This window comes from Streptomyces zinciresistens K42 (assembly GCF_000225525.1).
Lineage (GTDB): Bacteria > Actinomycetota > Actinomycetes > Streptomycetales > Streptomycetaceae > Streptomyces > Streptomyces zinciresistens.
Window position 1 is genome coordinate 1 of record NZ_AGBF01000135.1, and the last position, 18,182, is coordinate 18,182.

The 18,182-nt window shown below is 71.9% G+C and carries 17 protein-coding genes; 10 read left to right on the top strand and 7 right to left on the bottom strand.

Annotation, left to right across the window (positions count from 1 at the left end; all coding sequences use genetic code 11):
* Positions 1-307, bottom strand: a 307-nt coding sequence (locus SZN_RS26675; protein ID WP_043733308.1) for a ComF family protein, incomplete at its 3' end; no start/stop codon positions are given.
* 425 nt (positions 308-732) lie between these two features.
* On the opposite strand from SZN_RS26675, the gene SZN_RS26680 reads away from it, so the two are divergent.
* Complete coding sequence (locus SZN_RS26680) at positions 733-963, top strand: hypothetical protein (protein ID WP_007500838.1); 231 nt, start codon at positions 733-735, stop codon at positions 961-963.
* On the opposite strand, the gene SZN_RS26685 is transcribed toward SZN_RS26680, so the two are convergent.
* On the bottom strand, positions 950-1,471 hold the full coding sequence (locus SZN_RS26685; RefSeq protein ID WP_007500840.1) for a pyridoxamine 5'-phosphate oxidase family protein: 522 nt from the start codon (positions 1,469-1,471) through the stop codon (positions 950-952). The genes SZN_RS26680 and SZN_RS26685 overlap by 14 nt on opposite strands.
* A 92-nt stretch (positions 1,472-1,563) precedes the next feature.
* Between SZN_RS26685 and SZN_RS26690 the strand changes: the two genes are divergently transcribed.
* From SZN_RS26690 to SZN_RS26705, 4 genes are all read left to right on the top strand, one after another.
* Positions 1,564-1,821 (top strand): GNAT family N-acetyltransferase, encoded by a 258-nt coding sequence (locus SZN_RS26690; protein WP_007500842.1) that lies wholly within the window; start codon positions 1,564-1,566, stop codon positions 1,819-1,821.
* Positions 1,822-2,100: 279 nt separating this feature from the next.
* Positions 2,101-3,219, top strand: coding sequence for a tyrosine-type recombinase/integrase (locus SZN_RS26695; RefSeq protein WP_078508963.1), 1,119 nt, complete (start codon positions 2,101-2,103; stop codon positions 3,217-3,219).
* The gene (locus SZN_RS26700; protein ID WP_007500847.1) at positions 3,219-3,554 is read left to right on the top strand and encodes a helix-turn-helix domain-containing protein; all 336 of its coding nucleotides are present in this window, start codon (positions 3,219-3,221) and stop codon (positions 3,552-3,554) included. The genes SZN_RS26695 and SZN_RS26700 overlap by 1 nt, the downstream gene beginning before the upstream one ends.
* Positions 3,551-5,017: a site-specific integrase gene (locus tag SZN_RS26705; protein ID WP_007500849.1), complete on the top strand. Its 1,467-nt coding sequence runs from the start codon at positions 3,551-3,553 to the stop codon at positions 5,015-5,017. Before SZN_RS26700 ends, SZN_RS26705 begins: the two co-directional genes overlap by 4 nt.
* A 12-nt stretch (positions 5,018-5,029) precedes the next feature.
* Here SZN_RS26705 and SZN_RS26710 read toward each other — a convergent pair whose 3' ends face one another.
* The 5 genes from SZN_RS26710 to mtnA form a co-directional block, all read right to left on the bottom strand.
* Positions 5,030-6,088: a phosphotransferase gene (locus SZN_RS26710; protein ID WP_007500851.1), complete on the bottom strand. Its 1,059-nt coding sequence runs from the start codon at positions 6,086-6,088 to the stop codon at positions 5,030-5,032.
* A 417-nt stretch (positions 6,089-6,505) separates the two neighbouring features.
* Positions 6,506-8,347 (bottom strand): LpqB family beta-propeller domain-containing protein, encoded by a 1,842-nt coding sequence (locus SZN_RS26715; protein ID WP_043733299.1) that lies wholly within the window; start codon positions 8,345-8,347, stop codon positions 6,506-6,508.
* Entirely contained in the window at positions 8,337-10,418 is a 2,082-nt protein-coding gene (mtrB, locus tag SZN_RS26720) for an MtrAB system histidine kinase MtrB (protein ID WP_050815123.1), read from the bottom strand. The genes SZN_RS26715 and mtrB overlap by 11 nt, the downstream gene beginning before the upstream one ends.
* A gap of 1 nt (position 10,419) precedes the next feature.
* Complete coding sequence (mtrA, locus tag SZN_RS26725; protein WP_187281934.1) at positions 10,420-11,109, bottom strand: two-component system response regulator MtrA; 690 nt, start codon at positions 11,107-11,109, stop codon at positions 10,420-10,422.
* Positions 11,110-11,268: 159 nt separating this feature from the next.
* On the bottom strand, positions 11,269-12,417 hold the full coding sequence (gene mtnA, locus SZN_RS26730; protein WP_043733302.1) for an S-methyl-5-thioribose-1-phosphate isomerase: 1,149 nt from the start codon (positions 12,415-12,417) through the stop codon (positions 11,269-11,271).
* Between the two features lie 141 nt (positions 12,418-12,558).
* Here mtnA and SZN_RS26735 point away from each other — a divergent pair, with 141 nt between their 5' ends.
* From SZN_RS26735 to SZN_RS26755, 5 genes are read left to right on the top strand one after another with little or no spacing between them, the layout of a single operon-like run.
* Entirely contained in the window at positions 12,559-13,854 is a 1,296-nt protein-coding gene (locus SZN_RS26735) for a DUF7847 domain-containing protein (protein WP_007500855.1), read from the top strand.
* Between the two features lie 31 nt (positions 13,855-13,885).
* Positions 13,886-14,632 carry a DUF4129 domain-containing protein gene (locus tag SZN_RS26740; protein WP_007500856.1) on the top strand — a complete coding sequence of 249 codons (747 nt, stop codon included), beginning with the start codon at positions 13,886-13,888 and terminating at the stop codon, positions 14,630-14,632.
* Positions 14,629-15,828 (top strand): DUF4350 domain-containing protein, encoded by a 1,200-nt coding sequence (locus SZN_RS26745; protein ID WP_007500858.1) that lies wholly within the window; start codon positions 14,629-14,631, stop codon positions 15,826-15,828. The genes SZN_RS26740 and SZN_RS26745 overlap by 4 nt, the downstream gene beginning before the upstream one ends.
* Positions 15,828-16,817, top strand: coding sequence for an AAA family ATPase (locus tag SZN_RS26750; protein ID WP_007500866.1), 990 nt, complete (start codon positions 15,828-15,830; stop codon positions 16,815-16,817). The genes SZN_RS26745 and SZN_RS26750 overlap by 1 nt, the downstream gene beginning before the upstream one ends.
* Positions 16,817-18,127 (top strand): DUF58 domain-containing protein, encoded by a 1,311-nt coding sequence (locus SZN_RS26755; RefSeq protein ID WP_007500871.1) that lies wholly within the window; start codon positions 16,817-16,819, stop codon positions 18,125-18,127. The genes SZN_RS26750 and SZN_RS26755 overlap by 1 nt, the downstream gene beginning before the upstream one ends.
* Positions 18,128-18,182: the final 55 nt, after the last annotated feature.

Consider the following 18,182-nt stretch of genomic DNA (forward strand, 5'->3'; position numbering starts at 1 on the left):
GCGGCCCCGCCGGGTCGGCGATGCCCGCCAGCACGGCCCGCGCCAGCGCCGTACCCAGAGGAGCCGCCAGTGCCAGCGCGCCGCGCTCCTTGTGCGCGAGCAGCGCCGCCCGCACCGCGTCCTCGTACCGGGCCGCCGCGTGCACGACCGGCAGCCCGGACGGCTCCGGCTCCGGCCGCACCCGGCTCGGTACCGTCCCGGTCAGCACGGCACGGCACCTCGGACAGAGCACCGCGCGAGGCCGCCCGCAGCCCCCGCACTCGGCCGGCAGCACCAGGTCGGTGAAGTCCTGCCACCACCCCCGCATGTCCACCACTGTGCCAAGGCGCCCACCGCTCGGCCACCCCTGTGGACAACCGCCTGTGGACAACCCGGCGGCCCGTTCGGCCCCGACCGGAATTCACGTACGGACGGGGCGCCCGGAAACAGAGGCGACAGAGGTGCCGGACCGAACGCGGTGTTCACGCCCCGCGCAAACCCCTCATCGGACACCGGTCACCCTTGCGAGCCGTATTGTGCGACATCCCGTGAGTTCCTCTGAGTCCTGCTGGGGCCCAGAGTCCCTGGCCTGGGGTTACTCCCTCGTTGGCGTGCCCGGCCAGCTTGTGACGTAACTTCGGAATTCCTGAAGTGTTCTCGTTCCGTCCGACCGCTCTGCGGCCTGGTCGAAGTCGAGGAGGCTCATGCTGGCGGTGGTGAAGGACTTCAGCAGGATTCTGGAGAACTCACGGGATGTCGTGTTGGACCGGCAAGACGCCGAGCGACCCCCTGCTCGAACGCAGCGAAGCGGAGTTGAGAGCTTGGGGGCGGGGCAGCCTCGGGTCGCTGCTGTACCGGCGGGCGCTGGGCGAGGCCGTCGCCACGGGGCTGGCGGTACGCGACGGCGCGCCGTCGACCGGCCCCGCACCCACGTACGCGCAGGTGCAGGCCCTCGTCGACGGGCCCGGCGTCACGTGCCGGTGAGCTTGTCGAGGTCGGGGGCGTAGACGGTCATCCAGTGCGGGTTCAGCCGGTAGTAGATGACCTCGCGGTTCCAGTCGAAGGCGTCGTCGTCGCCGTAGAAGTCCTTCAAGTAGGCGAGGAGTTCCTGCCAGTCGGCCGTGGTCTCGGCGTCCTCGGGGTTCAGCTCCTCCACCGTGCCGTGGGTGAACACGCCGAGGTCCTCGCCGTGCATGTGCGCGACGCTGGCGGCCGGACGGGCCGCGAGATGACGGGCCTTGGCGGCGTTGTGCGCCGTGCCGAAGTGCCACCGGCCGTGCAGGAAGTGCCCGTCGGCGCCGCTGATCCGCGGTTCGCCCTTTGCGGTCACCGTGGAGAGGGCGAGCGTGCACATGCCGGTGAGGACCCCAGTGAGCTGCGCCGCCGTGATGGTGCGGCCCTCGACGATCGAGCGGAGGTGTGCGGTCGAGCCGGAGAGGGAGGAGTCGAGGAGGGACTGGAGCTTGTTGAGTTCTTCTGGGGTTTCGCGCATATGTCCAGCGTCGGCCGTAAACCCGCCACCCTCTGTCGTCATTGATGAAGCAGCGGTGAGGTTGCTCCGCGCGGGTTGCGCTCGGTGCCCTCGTGCTGTTCTGGATCCTCATCCCGGAGAGCGAGCGAGGGAAGGGGCTCGGCACCCACGTCATGGAGCACATCATCGCGGTGGCAGATCTACGTGGTGTACCCATGACGCTCAGCCCAAGCGACACCTTCGGCGGGAACCTGGACCGGCTGCACGCCTTCTACCGACGCCTCGGCTTCGTCACCAACACCCAGTGCGGTTGGATCGGCGCCCCCAGAGAGAGCATGGTCCGCGCACCACGTGTGGGTCTGGGGCGTTGATGTCAACGAACCAAGATCATCCCGTGGCGGCTTTTGGGCTCTTCTTGGAAGCGGCCGCAATTTCATCTGATGTAGCACTGCGGTCGGGCGGCACATCGGAGGCTCTAGCGCTCATCGACGCAGTTCAGGGCCTCAGTGTATGCGCTTTCTCCCGCAAGGCAGGTTGCTCTCGTGGCCCTCGACGCACCTGCGGACAGGCTTCCTACCTGCGGATTTACGGTCAGGTTACTTCTGATGAAAGATCCCTTCGTCTGATGTAAGTGACGGAGGGTGGTCGTGGTGAGCAGGAACAGCCTTGCGCCCGGGGCAGTGGGGCTGCATCTGGTCAGCGATCTGCCGCTACTGCGGCCTGACGAACAGGTCTTCACCACGATGCTGGACGGCTGGCGCAATCAGCAGATGGCGCGGAACTTGGCGTTCTCCACAATCGAGGGCCGGGAGAAGACGGTGCGGGCGTTCGCCCGGCATGCGGACGCCTTGCCGTGGGCCTGGTCGCCACAGATGCTCGACGAGTGGATGGATGATCTGCGGGCAGTACGCGGGCTGAAGCGCTCCACACTGCGCAACTACCAGGGTGCGGTGCGGTCGTTCTGTGAGTTCGCCATCGACCCCGCCTACGGCTGGGCGGCGACCTGCGAAGAGCGCTTCGGCACCCACCCGATACAGGTCGTGCACGAGTGGAACGCCGCGGTGCACGTGGAGGACGCCGAAGCCGACGCGGCGAAACGGGCCTTCACCCAGGACGAGTTGCAGGCGTTCTTCGACTACGCCGACGACCAGGTCACCAAGGTTCGCGGCCGGGGCCGCAAGGGCTGGCTGCCCGCGTTCCGTGACGCGATGCTCTTCAAGACCGCGTACGCCTTCGGCTTGCGCCGCAACGAGACGCGGATGCTCGACGCGGTCGACTTCGGCCGCAATCACGACGGCCCGGAGTTCGGCGACTACGGCGTCTGCTACGTCCGCCACGGCAAGGCCAGGAAGGGCTCGCCGCCCAAGCGCCGCAGCGTGCTGACAGTCTGGGACTGGTCGGCGGAGATCCTCCAGCAGTGGAACGAAGAGGTCCGACCGCTGTTCGCCACCTCCGGAAGCGGGGCTCTATGGCCCTCGGAACGCTCCGCCCGGATCGGCTTCTCGCAGATGAACACCCGTTTCGGCGCATACCGGGATGCACTGGGTCTCGACGAGGGGCTGGACTTCCATTCCTTCCGCAGGTCGTACGTGACCCACCTGATCGAGGACGGCTGGGACGCCCGGTTCGTCCAGGAACAAGTCGGCCACGACTACGCATCCACGACCGCGATCTACACCTGCGTATCCTCCGACTTCCGCACCCGCACCCTGCGCAGAGCGCTGGACGCGACGATGGAGGCCGCCCTGCGGCTGGCAAGGAGAGCCTGATGAAACGCCAGGTCAGCTACGAGTGGCGGCTGCGCGAGGTCATGGCCACGCGCGGGATCTTCGTCGCCTCCGACCTGTCCCCGCTGCTGGCCGACCGCGGCATCGAACTGTCCTCGGTCCAGGTCTGGCGACTGGTCACCCAGACCCCCGAACGGCTGTCCCTGCCCGTCCTCGCCGCCCTCTGCGACATCCTCGACGTCACCCCCGCCGAGTTGATCGCCACCAAGGCGGAGAACGCGGCCCCGCGCCGCACCGCCGCCTCCGGCGGCGCGGACGTGGTCGACCTCGCGGCCACCGTCCGTCCCAAGCGAGCCCGGGTCCGCCCGGAGAAATGAGCCGCACCAGAGTCCGGCCCGAGGACCTGTTCTGCGCACGCTGTCACCGCGCCGTCCGCATCGGAGCGGCCCACTGGCCCGAGGGCTACCTGTGCTCCGCTTGCTACGACCACGCGCTGGAGACCTACGGGCAGTGCGCCGGCTGCGGCGTCGACCGGCTCACCCCCGGCATCGCACTGGACGGCGGCCGGTGGTGCACCGACTGCGCGGGCGGCCTGGGTGAGTTCCACTGCGAACGCTGTGGCCGCCAGGCCCGCCGCTACCTGCGCGGAGTATGCGGAAACTGCGTCCTGGCCGAACGCCTGGAAGAGCTCCTTGCCGACGGCGCCGGCCGCGTTCGCCCCGAACTCGTTTCCTTCTTCGACGAGGTCAGGTCCGTGCCCCGTCCAAAGGCAACACTGACCTGGGTTGGCAAACCGCACGTCCAGCAGATCCTGCGCGCACTCGCCCTCGGCGAAGTGCCCCTCACCCACGATGGATTGAGCGCTCTGTCGCCCTGGCGATCGGTCGCCCACGTCTGTGACCTGCTCATGCACTCCGGCGTCCTGCCTCACCGTGACCGGCACCTGCTGCTGTTCGAACGCCGACTGCCCGAATGGCTCGACACCATTGAGGACGTGGAACACCGCCAGCTCCTGAACCGCTTCGCCACCTGGCACCTCCTGCGCAAGCTCCGGGCCAGCGCCGCCAAGCGCCCCCTCGGACCTGGGGCCATCACCTCGGCCCGTGCCCGGCTCATCCAGGCAGCCGCCTTCCTCACCTGGCTCGCCGAGCGGGACCGCGTCATCGGCGAGTGCACACAGGCCGACCTCGACGCCTGGTTCGCCGAGAACGCCACCGCCCGCCGCGTCGTCCAAGCATTCCTGCGCTGGAGCATGGACCACCAGGTGATGCCCCGGTTGAAGGTCCCCACGATCCGCACAGAGAATCCGGCCCCGATCAGCCAGCACAACCGCATCGCCCTGATCCGTAAAGTCATGACCAGCGACGATCTCCCGCTCATGGAACGGGTCGCGGCCGCCCTGATCCTCCTCTATGCCCAACCGGTCCGCCGGCTCGTCCGGCTCACCGTCCACGACGTCCAGCACGACGGTGACCAGGTCGTACTCCGCCTCGGCAATCCGCCCACACCGGTTCCCGAGCCCTTCGCCGGCGTGCTCTTGGGCTACATACGCACCGCACGGCCCAACCGGCCAGGCGGCACCCTTCCCGCCAGCGACTGGCTCTTCCCCGGACGCCGGGCCGGACAGCCCATGGACCCCGCCACCCTCGGCAAGCGACTCACCGCCGCAGACATCCCTACTCTCCACGGCCGGACCGCCACCCTGCGGCAGCTCGTCCTCCAGGCGCCGCCCTCGGTCGTTGCGGGGATGCTCGGCTATCACACCGTCCACACCGAGGCCGTCGCCGCCCAAGCCGGAGGAACCTGGAAGGAGTACGCCCCGGGCGACCACACTCAGTGATCACACAGGCTGTCAGTACCAGGGCCGTGTGCTCTGCGTGGGCAGTGCGCGCAGTGTGGGCCATCGTTCCAACAGGCGTACGGCCAGAGCCGCGCTGAGGTGACCGAGTGCGTGCAAATGGTCGTGGTCGCGGGTCAGGTCGGCGACCACGCCAAGTCGGTGGACGAGGCGTTCTCGGGCGGAAACGTAGCCCCACTCGAAGTCCTCCGCAGGTACCCGTGCGAGGTGGTCGACGGACTCGCGGTGGGCGCGTTCGACGAGTGCGTCGCCACGGATCAGCCAGCCGGCGCATGCGTCGGCAAGATCGCCCGCAACGTCCCTTCCGGTGAGGCCGCGCCAGGTGGCACGGTAGACGGCCTCGGCTTCCGCGAGCGGCGCGGCCGTGACCGACATTGCGCACCAGCAGGTCGGGAAACCGATACGGAAGTAGGCGAGTTCGACCAGGCCGTTGCCCAGCGATGCCTGCTCGAAGTCGACGAAGTGGACGCCGGCGGCGGTGCGCAGGTCGTTGCCGGGGCAGGGATCTCCGTGCAGCAGCGCATGGTGAGGCGCTGGGTCGAGCCGGTCGATCAGGGCGGCGAGTTCGTTCGGCACTCCGGGTGGGACGGGGACGTCAAGGGCCTTGGCGAGTGCGAGGAAGGACTCAGCGTCGGCGGCCGTCGGTCCGGACCAGGCGGGGAGCGTTCCCGTGTCGGCCGGCCCGGTGAGCGCGTGCAGCCGGGCGAGGGACTCGGCGTAGCCGGGCATCCAGTCGTCGGCCGCGCCGAGGTCGTCCAGGTGTTCCAGGACCATCACGCGTGACGCCGCGTCCGTTCCGAGCAGTGCGGGCGCGACGGTCGGCCGGGTCGCCCGTGCGGCGAGCCGCAACGCGGCGACCTCCCGCGCATAGCGCGCATCCCCGTCGGGCCCGGTTCCACCTCCGTCGGCGATCTGTTTGACGATCACCCGGCTACCACCGCGCAGCTCGACCCGCCACACCCGAGAGCGCGGGCTGCTGTCCAGGAGCGTGGCCTCCGTGGGGGAGCCCAACGCGGAACGCAGTTCGTCGCTGATCGGCACCCGGGTCGACATGATGGTCAGCGTAGGGCCTTCCGCAGCACGGTGTACGGACACTTCGCCAAGGACACCACTGTTGTCCCGCCGGCCAACGAACGCCAGCAGCTGACCCTTCGCTCTGCGAGGTCCCGCTCACCCAGGACACCCCTAGTCAGCCGTCCTCTCACGTCCCCAGCGAGCACTATCAGTAGCAACTGATACCCCGTCGGCAGGCCGCAAACAGGGAACACCGACTACCCGATCACAGACTCCTACCGGTACTGGACCCCTATCGGATTCCCGCCCCTCGCCGTAAAAGCGATTGCACCGACCCCATGAACCGGCGGCTTTCAAAGGGAAAGGGGGCGGTCGCGGGTGGCCGGATTTCCCCCGCCGGCCACCCGCGACCGCCCCGTCACCGCCCGAGCCCGTCGGACGGCCGCGGACTCCGCGTCACCCCGGATAGATCGGCGCCGACCCGTCCGCGACGACCTTCTGCCACTGCTCCCCGGACGGCAGCCGCACGATCCCGTCCTCCGAGAAACCGACCAGCGGCAGCCGTACGTCCTCGGACGCGGTGATGTCCTTCACGCCGCTCAGCGCGGCCGGCGCCGGCCCGTCCGGGGTGGAACCGTCGACCTGGACGTAGCGCATCGTCTGCACGCCGCCCTTCTCGCGCCCGACCACCACGAGCCGGCTGTCCCCGGCCCACGACATCGCCGTGACCACTTCCAACTCGGGTGTCGCCGAACGCAGTTCCCGCACCGACACGGCGGTGCCCCCGCCCGTGCCGCCGTCGCCGCGCTCGATCCGCCCGATCAGCAGCGACGACTTCTCGCCCTGCCTCACCACGAGCGCGACGCGCACACCGTCCGCGGCCACCCGCACCGACTGGACGGTGCCCTCCAGTCCGGCGGGCGTGGACACCTCCAGCGGCTCGCCCACGCCCTCCTTCAGCATCAGCACCCGCGAGTTGCCGGGGTCGCGGTCGGCGACCCACAGGTCGCCCCGCGCGTCCCAGCTGGGCGCCGACAGCCGCTTGTCCGGTGCGGGTCCGGCGCTGGTGAGCTCCGGGTCCCCGAGCGGGCCGCCCGCCACCAGCGCCCCGACGTAGAGGTTCTTGCCGTCGGCGCCGACCCCGGCGGCCATGGCCTCGTCGCGCGAGACGGCCGCGGTCCTCAGCTTCGTGGCGCCGGTGCCGAGGGCCCCCGGCACCGGATCGGGCTCGGTGCTGTCGCTGGCCGCCGTCGGCAGCCGTACGAGCCGGTGATCCGCGTCGAGGAGGTACAGGTAGTCCGCCCGCTTGTCCGGCCCGCGCGCGGCGACGGCCTCGGACCGGTCCTCCGTGCACAGCTGCCGGCCGCCTGCCCGCAGCTCGATCGTGTCCACTGCGGGGGTGAGGTTCTCCAGTGTGAACAGCAACTGGGAGGCCATCTCCCGGCACTGGGTCAGCCCGACCCGGGCCGCCTTCGCGTTCAGCGGGACGGTCAGCCGGTTCTGGTCGTCGGGTGCCAGCGCGGGGGCGTTGCCCGCCAGGGCCGTCCCGGTCGGGAAGCTCGACCTGACCACGGGGTCGAGCCAGCTGGTGGGCCCGTTCAGCAAGGAGCGCACCATCTCCGTCACGGGGGCCACGTTCCTTCGCACGTAGACCGGATCGGCCACGGCCACGGTGCGCGGCGAGGTCGCGGGCGCGGGCGCGGTGTCGGTGGCGAAGTAGAACTTCTCGACCGACAGATAGTTGCGCTGGAAGTCGGACTTGCCCATGACGACACCGCGCGGCGGCACGTCGATGCGCCACTGCTTGGTCTTCCTGTCCCGCGCGAGGTGCATCGTCTCGCGGTAGTCCCCGGCGCCCGGCCGGTACGACTGCCGCCCGTCGACCGTGGCGACCCGGGTGCCGTTCAGCGTGTACGAGATGCTGCTCGCGTCCTCCCGGCCGCCCACCCGGTCGGCGTTGACGCCCGGTCCGTCCGCGAGCACGGTCGTGGACCGCAGGGGCCGCCACTTGGCCGACGCCTGGGGCGTGAGGTACTTGCGCGCGATCTCGAAGTTCGGGTCGTCGCTGGTCAGCGCCTCCAGGAAGCCCGTCACGATCTCGGACGACGAGGCGTCCTCACGCGGCGGCATCGCGAAGACCCGCACCTGGGTGTCCTGGCGCGGTGTGGACTCCACCTCGCGCAGGTCGCCGCTGTCGGGCATCGACGCGCACCCCGCCAGCAGAACGGTCCCGCAGACGGCGTACGCCAGCGCGCGCCCCGGTCTGCGCCGAGCGCCTCCCCCGTGATCAGCGCCCACGTGATGCCTCCCCCTGCCTGCTCGACTCCGCGGCCTCCCCGGCCGCCGCGCCCGGCTGCTCCTGGGAGCCCGGCACGTCCTCCTGGCGTCGCGTGCCCGACGCGGGCCGCGGCACCACGCGCGCGCCGTTGCCGGGCAGCGCCGTGGGGTCAGCCCTGGGGGCCTCGGGGGCGCCCAGGCGCGGCGCCATGGGGTCCCTGGACGGCATCGGCGGCACCCGGTCCCCGCTGCTGTGCTGGGCTGGCACGGTGGCGGCCTTCTGCCCGCCGCCGCCCGGCAGGCCGGCGTCGTCGAGGCCGCGGTTGCGCCGCGAGTCCCTGGGCTCCAGGGGTATCGGCGAGCCCCGCAGCGGCTCGTCCGCGGTCCGCGGCAGCGTCAGGCGGAACTGCGAACCGCCGCCCGGCTCGCCCCACGCCTGGAGCCAGCCGCCGTGCAGCCGGGCGTCCTCCAGGGCGATGGACAGCCCCAGTCCCGTACCGCCGGTGGTACGCGCGCGTGCCGGGTCGGCCCGCCAGAAGCGGCTGAAGACCCGGGTCGCCTCGCCCGGCTTGAGTCCCACCCCGAAGTCGCGCACCGCGACCGCGACCGCTCCGCCCGCCGAGGCGAGCCGCACGACCACGTCCCTGCCCTCACCGTGCTCGACGGCGTTGACCACGAGGTTGCGCAGTACGCGCTCCACGCGCCGGGCGTCGGCCTCGGCGACGACGGGCTGCTGGTCGCCGACCACGCGTATGCGCGTGCCCTTGCGGTCGGCGAGCGGCTCGGCCCCGCTGACCACACGCCGCACGACCTCCCTGAGATCGATCGGCTCGGCCTCCAGGGCGGCCGCTCCGGCGTCGAACCGGCTGATCTCCAGCAGGTCCGCGAGCAGCGACTCGAACCGGTCGAGCTGGTCCGCGAGCAGCTCCGCCGACCGCGCGGTCACGGGATCGAAGTCCTCGCGCGCCTCGTGGATGACGTCGGCGGCCATCCGCACGGTCGTCAGCGGCGTCCGCAGCTCGTGCGACACGTCCGACACGAACCGGCGCTGCATCCGCGACAGGTCCTCCAGCTGCTGGATCTTCAGCTGAAGGTTCTGCGCCATCTTGTTGAAGGCCTCGCCCAGCCGGGCGATGTCGTCCTCGCCGGTGACCTTCATCCGTTCCTGGAGCCGCCCCGCCGACAGCCGCTCGGCGATCCCGGCCGCCATCCGCACGGGCGTGACGACCTGGCGCACCACCAGCCAGGCGATGGCGCCGAGGAGGACGACCACGAAGAGCCCGGCGGTCGCGAGCGTGCCCTTCACCAGGCTCAGCGACTTCGCCTCCTGCGTGAGCGGGAAGAGGTAGTACAGCTGGTAAAGGTCGCCGTTGGGGTCGGTGACCTGCTTGCCGATGACGAGCGCGGGCTGGGCGTCCTTGTGCGCCGTCGACTGGTACACGATGCGGGTGTAGCTCTGGAACGACCCGGTGGTGCCGTCGATGCGCTCGCGCAGCGCCTCGGGCACGCTCGCGGTCGGGTCCACGCCGCCGGAGGCGCGCCGTCCGCGCCCGCCGCTGTCGCCGCCCGCGGACGCCGGGAGCGTCACCACCTCGAAGGCGCCCTGTCCGCCGCTGGAGAGCGAGAAGACGAGGTCGCTCATCCACTGGATGACGTTCTGGTCGGAGCGCTCGTCCACGGTCGATCCGTCGTCCGCGGTCCCCGCCTCGGCCTCGTCGGCGCGCTGCTTGGCCGCCGCGAAGCCGCCGGTGGCCTGGCTCTGCGAAGCCTTGACCTTGGCGTCCAGCAGGCCGTTGCGCACCTGTCCGATGACGACGAAGCCGAGCAGCAGCACGACGCCGAGCGACATCACCAGCGTCGAGACGACCACCCTGAGCTGGATGTTGCGCCGCCACAGCCGCATGGCGGGCAGGGCGGGCCGGCGCACCCAGCGCAGGAGCAGCCGGAGGACCGGACTGCCCTGCACTCCTCCTTGCAGCAGCCCGCCCTCCAGGAGCCGTCCCCAGCGGGAACCCGCCGGCTTCCGGCCGACAGGCCGCTCCGGACGGGTCCCGGTCGAACCGGGGGCCGCAGCGGCACTGTCCCGGGACATGTCAGCTCGGCCCTGCCTTGTAACCCACCCCTCGGACGGTCACCACGATCTCCGGCCGCTCCGGGTCCTTCTCGACCTTGGACCGCAGCCGCTGCACATGCACGTTGACCAGCCGGGTGTCGGCCGCGTGCCGGTAGCCCCACACCTGCTCCAGCAGGACCTCACGGGTGAAGACCTGCCACGGCTTGCGGGCCAGGGCGACCAGCAGGTCGAACTCCAGCGGGGTCAGCGCGATCGACTGCCCCTCCCGCTTCACGGAGTGCCCCGCCACGTCGATGACGAGGTCGCCGATGGCCAACTGCTCCGGCGCGGGCTCCTCCGACCTCCGCAACCGCGCCCGGATGCGGGCGACGAGCTCCTTCGGCTTGAACGGCTTCACGATGTAGTCGTCGGCACCGGACTCCAGGCCCACGACGACGTCGACGGTGTCGCTCTTGGCCGTCAGCATCACGATCGGCACACCCGACTCCGCCCGGATCAGCCGGCACACCTCGATGCCGTCGCGTCCGGGCAGCATCAGGTCGAGCAGCACCAGATCCGGCTTGGCCTCCCTGAACGCGGCCAGCGCCTTGTCGCCGTCGGCTACGAAAGACGGCTCAAAACCTTCACCACGCAGCACGATGCCGAGCATCTCGGCCAGTGCGGTGTCGTCGTCGACGACAAGGACTCGTCCCTTCATAAACGACATCATCCCATTCTCATAACAGTGGCGAAGGCAGTGGTGAGATAGGTCACCGGCCAGTGACCTTAGTCGTAGCCCGTCGCCACTGTCTGCCCTGATCCGGATCACACTGTGTGACATTTGGACGGGTGGCCCCCTCTGCCCACCCGATCGATCTCGGCCGATTCTCTACGACCGCGACATCCGCCGCGATCCGCCGCACAGCTCCGCCAGCGCCTCGGCCGTCACCGGAGACACCGTCCCCTCCTCCGTCACGATCGCCGTCACGAGCTCGGGCGGCGTCACGTCGAACGCCGGGTTGTACGCCTGCGTCCCCAGCGGCGCCACCGGGACACCCCCGCCGGCCTCCCCCGCCGCCCCGGCTGCCGACGGCGCGGCGATCTCGGTCACCTCGAAGCCGGGACGCTGCTCCACCTCGACGGACGCCCCGTCCGGCGTCGCGAGGTCCACGGTGGTCAGCGGCGCCACCACGATGAACGGCACATGGTGGTAGCGGGCCAGCACCGCGAGCGGGTAACTCCCCACCTTGTTCGCCACCGACCCGTCGGCCGCGATGCGGTCGGCGCCTATCAGCACCGCGTCCACCTCCCCGGCGGCGAACAGCGAACCGGCCGCGTTGTCCGCGAGCAGCGTGTACGCCATCCCGCTGCGCGCCGCCTCGTACGCCGTCAGCCGGGCCCCCTGGAGCAGGGGCCGCGTCTCGTCCACCCACAGCCGCCGCAGCCGCCCGGCCCGGTGCGCCGCCAGCGCCACCGCGAACGCCGTGCCCTCACCGCCCGACACCAGGGCCCCGGTGTTGCAGTGCGTGAGGACGCGGTGCCCACCGCCGGGCAGCAGCTCGTCCAGCAGTGCCAGTCCCCGGCCGGCCATCCTCGCGCTGGCCTCGGCGTCCTCCGCGTGCAGCTCGCGCGCCGCGGCCAGGGCCGCCCCGGCCGCCGCCTGGACGCTCCCGCTCCTCGTGAGCTCGCCCCGGTACGCGCCCTGCGCCCTGCGCACCCCGAGCGCCAGATTCACCGCGGTCGGCCGGGCGCCCGCCAGCGACTCCGCCGCGGCGTCCACGTCGAAGCCCCGCGCGGCGGCGAGCGCGACCCCGTACGCCCCCGCGATGCCGAGCAGCGGTGCCCCGCGCACGGCCAGCGACCGGATCGCCTCCACCAGCGCGGACGCGTCCGTGCAGACCAGCTCGACCTCCTCGGCCGGCAGTCTCGTCTGGTCCAGCAGGACCAGCACGGGCCCCTCTGGTGGTTCGTCCCAGCGGATCGCCGGGACTTCGGTGGGCCTGCTGTCCTCGCCGGAATGCGCGTACTGATCAGCCATGCCGTCAGTCTGCCCCGTGTGCGGCGGACAATTGAAGGTGTGCAGCCCATACCGCGGCGGGTACCTCCCCGAGCACCCCATGGCACGATGGCTGCCAGACTGCCGCCGCGATCCGCGGACGGGCACCGTGAAGGAGCGACGATGAAAGACACTCCGGGCTGGGCTTCGCCCGGATCCGCCCCGTCCGACGGACAGGAACCCGGCACGTCCGGTCCTGCCGAGCCCGCCGACCGTCCCTCCTCCGTGCCGCAGCCAGGCGCCGAGCCCCAGGACGGCAGCCCGAAGTGGTCCAAGGAACAGCCACCACCGGGCGCGTGGTCCGCACCGACGGGTTCCCCGCCCTCCGGCCAGACCCCGCCACCCCCTCCCGCCGGCTCCGGCTGGGGCACCCCGCCCCCGGCAGGACCCGGCGGCGGTTACGGCGGTGCCTGGGGAGGCGGCTGGGGCGGACCCCCGCCCGCGGCCAAGCCCGGCGTCATCCCGCTGCGCCCCCTCGGCGTCGGCGAGATCCTCGACGGCGCCGTCTCGACCATGCGCGCCCACTGGCGCACGGTCCTCGGGATCTCCCTGACCGTCGCGGTCGTGACCCAGATCCTGGTGGTCCTCGTCCAGGGCTTGGTCCTGAACGACAGCGCCGGCTCCGACGTCCTCAACGACCGCGAAGCCACCATCGACGAGCTGACGCGGGCCATGGGCGAGCTCATGCTCAGCTCCGGCGTCATCTCCGTGATCTCGCTGATCGGCGCGATCATCGCCACCGCCCTGCTGACGACGGTCACCAGCCGCGCCGTCCTCGGCAAGTCCGTCACCACCGGCGAGGCATGGCGCGACGCCCGTCCCCAGGTACCGAGGCTCTTCGGTCTGCTCGTCCTGCTGCTGATCATGACGGTCGGACTCGCCGTGGCGGCCGTTGTGCCGGGCATCCTCGTGGCAGCGGCGGGCAGTGCCGCCGCGGGAGCGGGACTCATCCTCCTCGGCGTGATCGGCGGCAGCGTCGTCGCGCTGTGGCTGTGGTTCCGCTTCTCCCTGGCCTCGCCCGCGCTGATGCTGGAGAAGCAGGGCATCAGGAAGGCTCTGGGCCGCTCCGCCAAGCTGGTCCGCGGCTCCTGGTGGCGCGTCTTCGGCATCCAACTGCTGGCCATGCTCATCTCGTACATCGTCGCGGGGATCGTCGTCGCCCCCTTCGCGTACCTCGCCGGCATCCTCAGCGGCGACGGTGTCACGAACCTCCTCAACGGGACCTCCGGCCTCGGCTGGACCTTCCTCATCGTCAGCGGCATCGGCTCGGTGATCGGCTCCACGGTCACCTTCCCGATCTCGGCGGGCGTCACGGTCCTGCTCTACATCGACCAGCGCATCCGCCGCGAGGCCCTCGACCTGGAACTCGCCCGCGCGGCCGGCGTCCAGGGCTACGGCTCCGGCACCCCGGGGAGCTGAATCGGTGAAACCGGCGGGGGGAGTTCTCACCATGTCCGCGCCACCGGACACGGCCGTACGCGCGTGGGCACACGCCGGCGACGCCTCCCTGGTGTCGCTGACGGCACGCGCGAACGACGAGCCGCCGCTGACGGTCCCCCGCGACCCCGCGCGTGAAGCGGCCCGGCGCGAGCTGTCCAAGGGCATGTACCACGAGAACGACCCCAGCTGGTTCCAGCGCGCCCTCGACACCTTCTGGGGCTGGGTCGCGAACCTGCTCGACAGCGCCTCGACGGCGACACCCGGCGGGGCGCTCGGGCTCGTCGTCGTCATCCTCGTCGTCGTCGCGGTCCTCGGCGCCCTGTGGTGGCGCCTGGGCACCCCGCGCCGCCAACCCGCCCCCACCGCCGCCCTGTTCGACGACCGCCCGCGCAGCGCCGACGAACACCGGGCCACCGCCGAGGCACACGCCGCCCAGGCCCACTGGAACCAGGCCGTCCAGGAACGCATGCGTGCCATCGTCCGCGCCCTGGAGGAGCGTGCGCTCCTCGACACCCGGCCCGGACGCACGGCGGACGAGGCCGCCGCCGAGGCGGGCCGCTCACTGCCCTCCCACGCGGACCGACTGCGCGCCGCCGCGCGGGACTTCGACGACGTCACGTACGGCGGCAGAAGCGCCACCCAGCAGGCGTACCAGCGCGTCGCGGACCTGGACCGCGCCCTGGACGGCACCAGACCGCAGCTCACCAGCAGCGCGCCCGGCATGATCCGCACCACCGACCGGGAAGCCGCCGGATGACGACCGAGGCCACGCCCCCGTCCACCTCGGCCTCGCCCACCGTCCGCCGACTGTGGACCCGCGCGCGAGGCGTCGTCCTGGCCGTCGTGGTGCTCCTCGTGGCAGCCGTCGTGATCGCCGCCTTCCGCTCCGGCACCCGGCACGGCGCCCTCGACCCGCGCTCCGCCGACCCCGCCGGAAGCCGGGCGGTCGCCGAACTCCTCGCGGACCGGGGCGTGGACACGCGCGTGGTCACCACGCTCGACGAGGCCCGCGCCGCGGCCGACGCGGACACCACCCTCCTCGTCGCCTCCCCCGACCTGCTGACCCGCGGCCAGCAGGACCTGATGCGCTCGGCGACTGCCGGTTCGGCGGGCCGGACCGTCCTCGTCGCACCCGGCAGCCGGTCCGTCGAACGGCTCGTCCCCGGCGTCACCGCCGACCCCGCGACCAGCTCGGCGTCGAAACTCTCCCCGGGCTGCGACCTGCCCGCCGCGCTGCGGGCGGGCCCCGCCGACCTCGGCGGCATCCGCTACACCACGACCCGCCTCGGCGCCGACGAGTGCTACCCGAGCGAGCGCCACGCCACCCTGCTGCGCGTCCCCGCGGCCGGCGGCGACGGCGACACCGTCGTCCTCGGCGCCCCCGACATCCTCTCCAACGACCGCCTCGACGAGCAGGGCAACGCCTCGCTCGCCCTCCAACTCCTCGGCTCCCGACCTCATCTGGTCTGGTACCTCCCCTCACTGTCCGACACCTCGGCCGCCGAGGACGACCGCCGCGGCTTCTTCGACCTGATCCCCTCGGGCTGGCTCTGGGGCACCCTGCAGCTCTTCATCGCCGCCGCCCTGGCCGCCCTGTGGCGGGCACGCCGACTGGGCCCCCTCGTGCCCGAAAAACTCCCCGTCGCGATCCGCGCCTCCGAGACCGTCGAAGGCCACGCCCGCCTCTACCGCAAGGCCGACGCCCGCGACCGCGCGGCCGCCGCTCTCCGCTCCGCCACCCGCACCCGCCTCGCCCCCCTCGTAGGTGTCCCCGTGTCCCAGGCGCACGCGCCCGAGGCCCTGCTCCCCGCCCTGTCCGCCCATCTCCACCACCGCGGAGACGGACAGGCCCCGCACGCCCTCCTCTTCGGCCCGCCGCCCCGCGACGACGCGGCACTCATCTCCCTCGCCGACCGACTCGACGCCCTCGAAAGAGAGGTACGCCGTCCATGATGGACCCGACCACTGACAACGCCGGGAGCACCGGGGACCCGGGCGGCGCCCGCGCCTCCCTCGAAGCCCTGCGTGCCGAGATCGCCAAAGCCGTGGTCGGCCAGGACCCCGCCGTCACCGGTCTCGTCGTCGCCCTCCTCTGCCGCGGACACGTTCTCCTCGAAGGAGTCCCCGGGGTGGCCAAGACGTTGCTCGTCCGCGCCCTCGCGTCCGCACTCGAACTCGACACCAAGCGCGTCCAGTTCACCCCCGACCTCATGCCCAGCGACGTGACGGGCTCCCTCGTCTACGACGCCCGCACCGCCGAGTTCTCCTTCCAGCCCGGCCCCGTCTTCACCCACCTCCTCCTCGCCGACGAGATCAACCGCACGCCACCGAAGACGCAGTCCTCCCTGCTGGAGGCCATGGAGGAGCGCCAGGTCACGGTCGACGGCACCCCCCGCCCCCTCCCCGACCCGTTCCTGGTCGCGGCCACCCAGAACCCGGTCGAGTACGAGGGGACCTACCCTCTCCCCGAAGCCCAACTCGACCGATTCCTGCTGAAACTGACGATCCCTCTGCCCTCCCGCCAGGACGAGATCGACGTCGTCACCCGCCACGCCGAGGGCTTCAACCCCCGCGACCTGCGCGCCGCCGGCATACGCCCCGTCGCGAGCGCGGCCGACCTGGAAGCGGCCCGCGCCGCCGTCGCGAAGACGACCGTCTCCCCGGAGATCACCGCCTACGTCGTCGACATCTGCCGCACGACCCGCGAATCGCCGTCCCTGACGCTGGGCGTCTCCCCTCGCGGCGCCACCGCCCTCCTCGCCACCGCACGCGCGTGGGCATGGCTCACGGGCCGCGACTACGTCACCCCCGACGACGTCAAGGCCCTCGCCCTCCCCACCCTCCGCCACCGCGTCCAGCTCCGCCCGGAGGCCGAGATGGAGGGCGTCACGGCCGACTCCGTCATCACCGCGATCCTCGCCCACGTCCCCGTCCCCCGCTGATGGCGTTCACCGGACGCGCCGCACTCCTCGCGGCCCTCGGCTCCCTCCCGGTAGGCATCTGGGACCCCGGCTGGACGGGCATCCTCGCCGTCAACGCCCCGCTGGCCGCGGCCTGCGCCTGCGACTTCGCCCTGGCGGCCCCCGTACGACGCCTCGGCCTGACCCGGTCCGGCGACACCTCCGCCCGCCTTGCCGAGTCCGCCGACGTCACCCTCACCCTCACGAACCCGTCCGGCCGCCCGCTGCGCGCCCGGGTACGCGACGCCTGGCCCCCGAGCAGCTGGCAGCCCGGCACGGAAGTCGCCGCTTCACGCCACCGCGTGCGAGTCCCCGCAGGCGAACGCCGCCGCCTCACGACCCGCCTGCGCCCCACCCGGCGAGGCGACCGCCAGGCCGACCGCGTCACGATCCGCTCGTACGGCCCCCTCGGTCTCTTCGCCCGCCAGGGCACCCACCGCGCCCCCTGGACCGTGCGGGTCCTGCCGCCCTTCACCAGCCGCAAGCACCTGCCCGCCAAGCTCGCACGCCTGCGCGAACTCGACGGCCGCACCAGCCTCCTCACCCGCGGCGAAGGCACGGAGTTCGACAGCCTGCGCGCCTACGTTCCCGGCGATGACACCCGCTCCATCGACTGGCGCGCCACCGCCCGCCAGTCCGCGGTGGCCGTACGCACCTGGCGCCCCGAACGCGACCGCCGCATCCTCCTGGTCCTGGACACCGGACGCACCTCGGCGGGCCGGGTCGGCGACGCCCCCCGCCTCGACGCCTCGATGGACGCGGCCCTGCTCCTGGCCGCCCTCGCCTCACGCGCGGGCGACCGTGTCGACCTCCTCGCCTACGACCGCCGCGTACGGGCACTGGTCCAGGGCCGCACCGCCGGTGACGTCCTCCCCTCCCTGGTGAACGCCATGGCCACGCTGGAGCCCGAACTCCTCGAAACGGACGCCCGCGGCCTCACCGCCACGGCACTGCGTACGGCCCCGCGCCGCTCTCTGATCGTCCTGCTCACGACGCTCGACGCGGCCCCCATCGAGGAGGGCCTGCTCCCGGTCCTCCCTCAACTCACCGAGCGGCACAGGGTGCTGGTCGCCTCGGTCGCCGATCCTCACATCGCCCGTATGGCCGGGGCCCGCGGCAACACGGACGCCGTGTACGAGGCGGCAGCCGCAGCCCAGGCCCAGACGGAACGCCACCGCACAGCGGAACAACTCCGTCGGCACGGAGTCACGGTCGTGGACGCGACCCCCGAAGACCTGCCGCCGGCCTTGGCGGACGCCTATCTGACTCTCAAGGCATCGGGACGCCTATAGCCGGATGGGAAGGGGGAATCTCCACCCGGAGATTCCCCCTTCCCATGCGGTCAGT

Coding starts and splice junctions, on each gene's coding strand:
- SZN_RS26680 (WP_007500838.1), top strand. CDS start 733: ATGTCGTGTTGGACCGGCAAGACGCCGAGCGACCCCCTGCTCGAACGC.
- SZN_RS26685 (WP_007500840.1), bottom strand. CDS start 1,471: ATGCGCGAAACCCCAGAAGAACTCAACAAGCTCCAGTCCCTCCTCGAC.
- SZN_RS26700 (WP_007500847.1), top strand. CDS start 3,219: ATGAAACGCCAGGTCAGCTACGAGTGGCGGCTGCGCGAGGTCATGGCC.
- SZN_RS26705 (WP_007500849.1), top strand. CDS start 3,551: ATGAGCCGCACCAGAGTCCGGCCCGAGGACCTGTTCTGCGCACGCTGT.
- SZN_RS26710 (WP_007500851.1), bottom strand. CDS start 6,088: ATGTCGACCCGGGTGCCGATCAGCGACGAACTGCGTTCCGCGTTGGGC.
- mtrB (WP_050815123.1), bottom strand. CDS start 10,418: ATGTCCCGGGACAGTGCCGCTGCGGCCCCCGGTTCGACCGGGACCCGT.
- mtrA (WP_187281934.1), bottom strand. CDS start 11,109: ATGATGTCGTTTATGAAGGGACGAGTCCTTGTCGTCGACGACGACACC.
- mtnA (WP_043733302.1), bottom strand. CDS start 12,417: ATGGCTGATCAGTACGCGCATTCCGGCGAGGACAGCAGGCCCACCGAA.
- SZN_RS26735 (WP_007500855.1), top strand. CDS start 12,559: ATGAAAGACACTCCGGGCTGGGCTTCGCCCGGATCCGCCCCGTCCGAC.
- SZN_RS26740 (WP_007500856.1), top strand. CDS start 13,886: ATGTCCGCGCCACCGGACACGGCCGTACGCGCGTGGGCACACGCCGGC.
- SZN_RS26745 (WP_007500858.1), top strand. CDS start 14,629: ATGACGACCGAGGCCACGCCCCCGTCCACCTCGGCCTCGCCCACCGTC.
- SZN_RS26750 (WP_007500866.1), top strand. CDS start 15,828: ATGGACCCGACCACTGACAACGCCGGGAGCACCGGGGACCCGGGCGGC.
- SZN_RS26755 (WP_007500871.1), top strand. CDS start 16,817: ATGGCGTTCACCGGACGCGCCGCACTCCTCGCGGCCCTCGGCTCCCTC.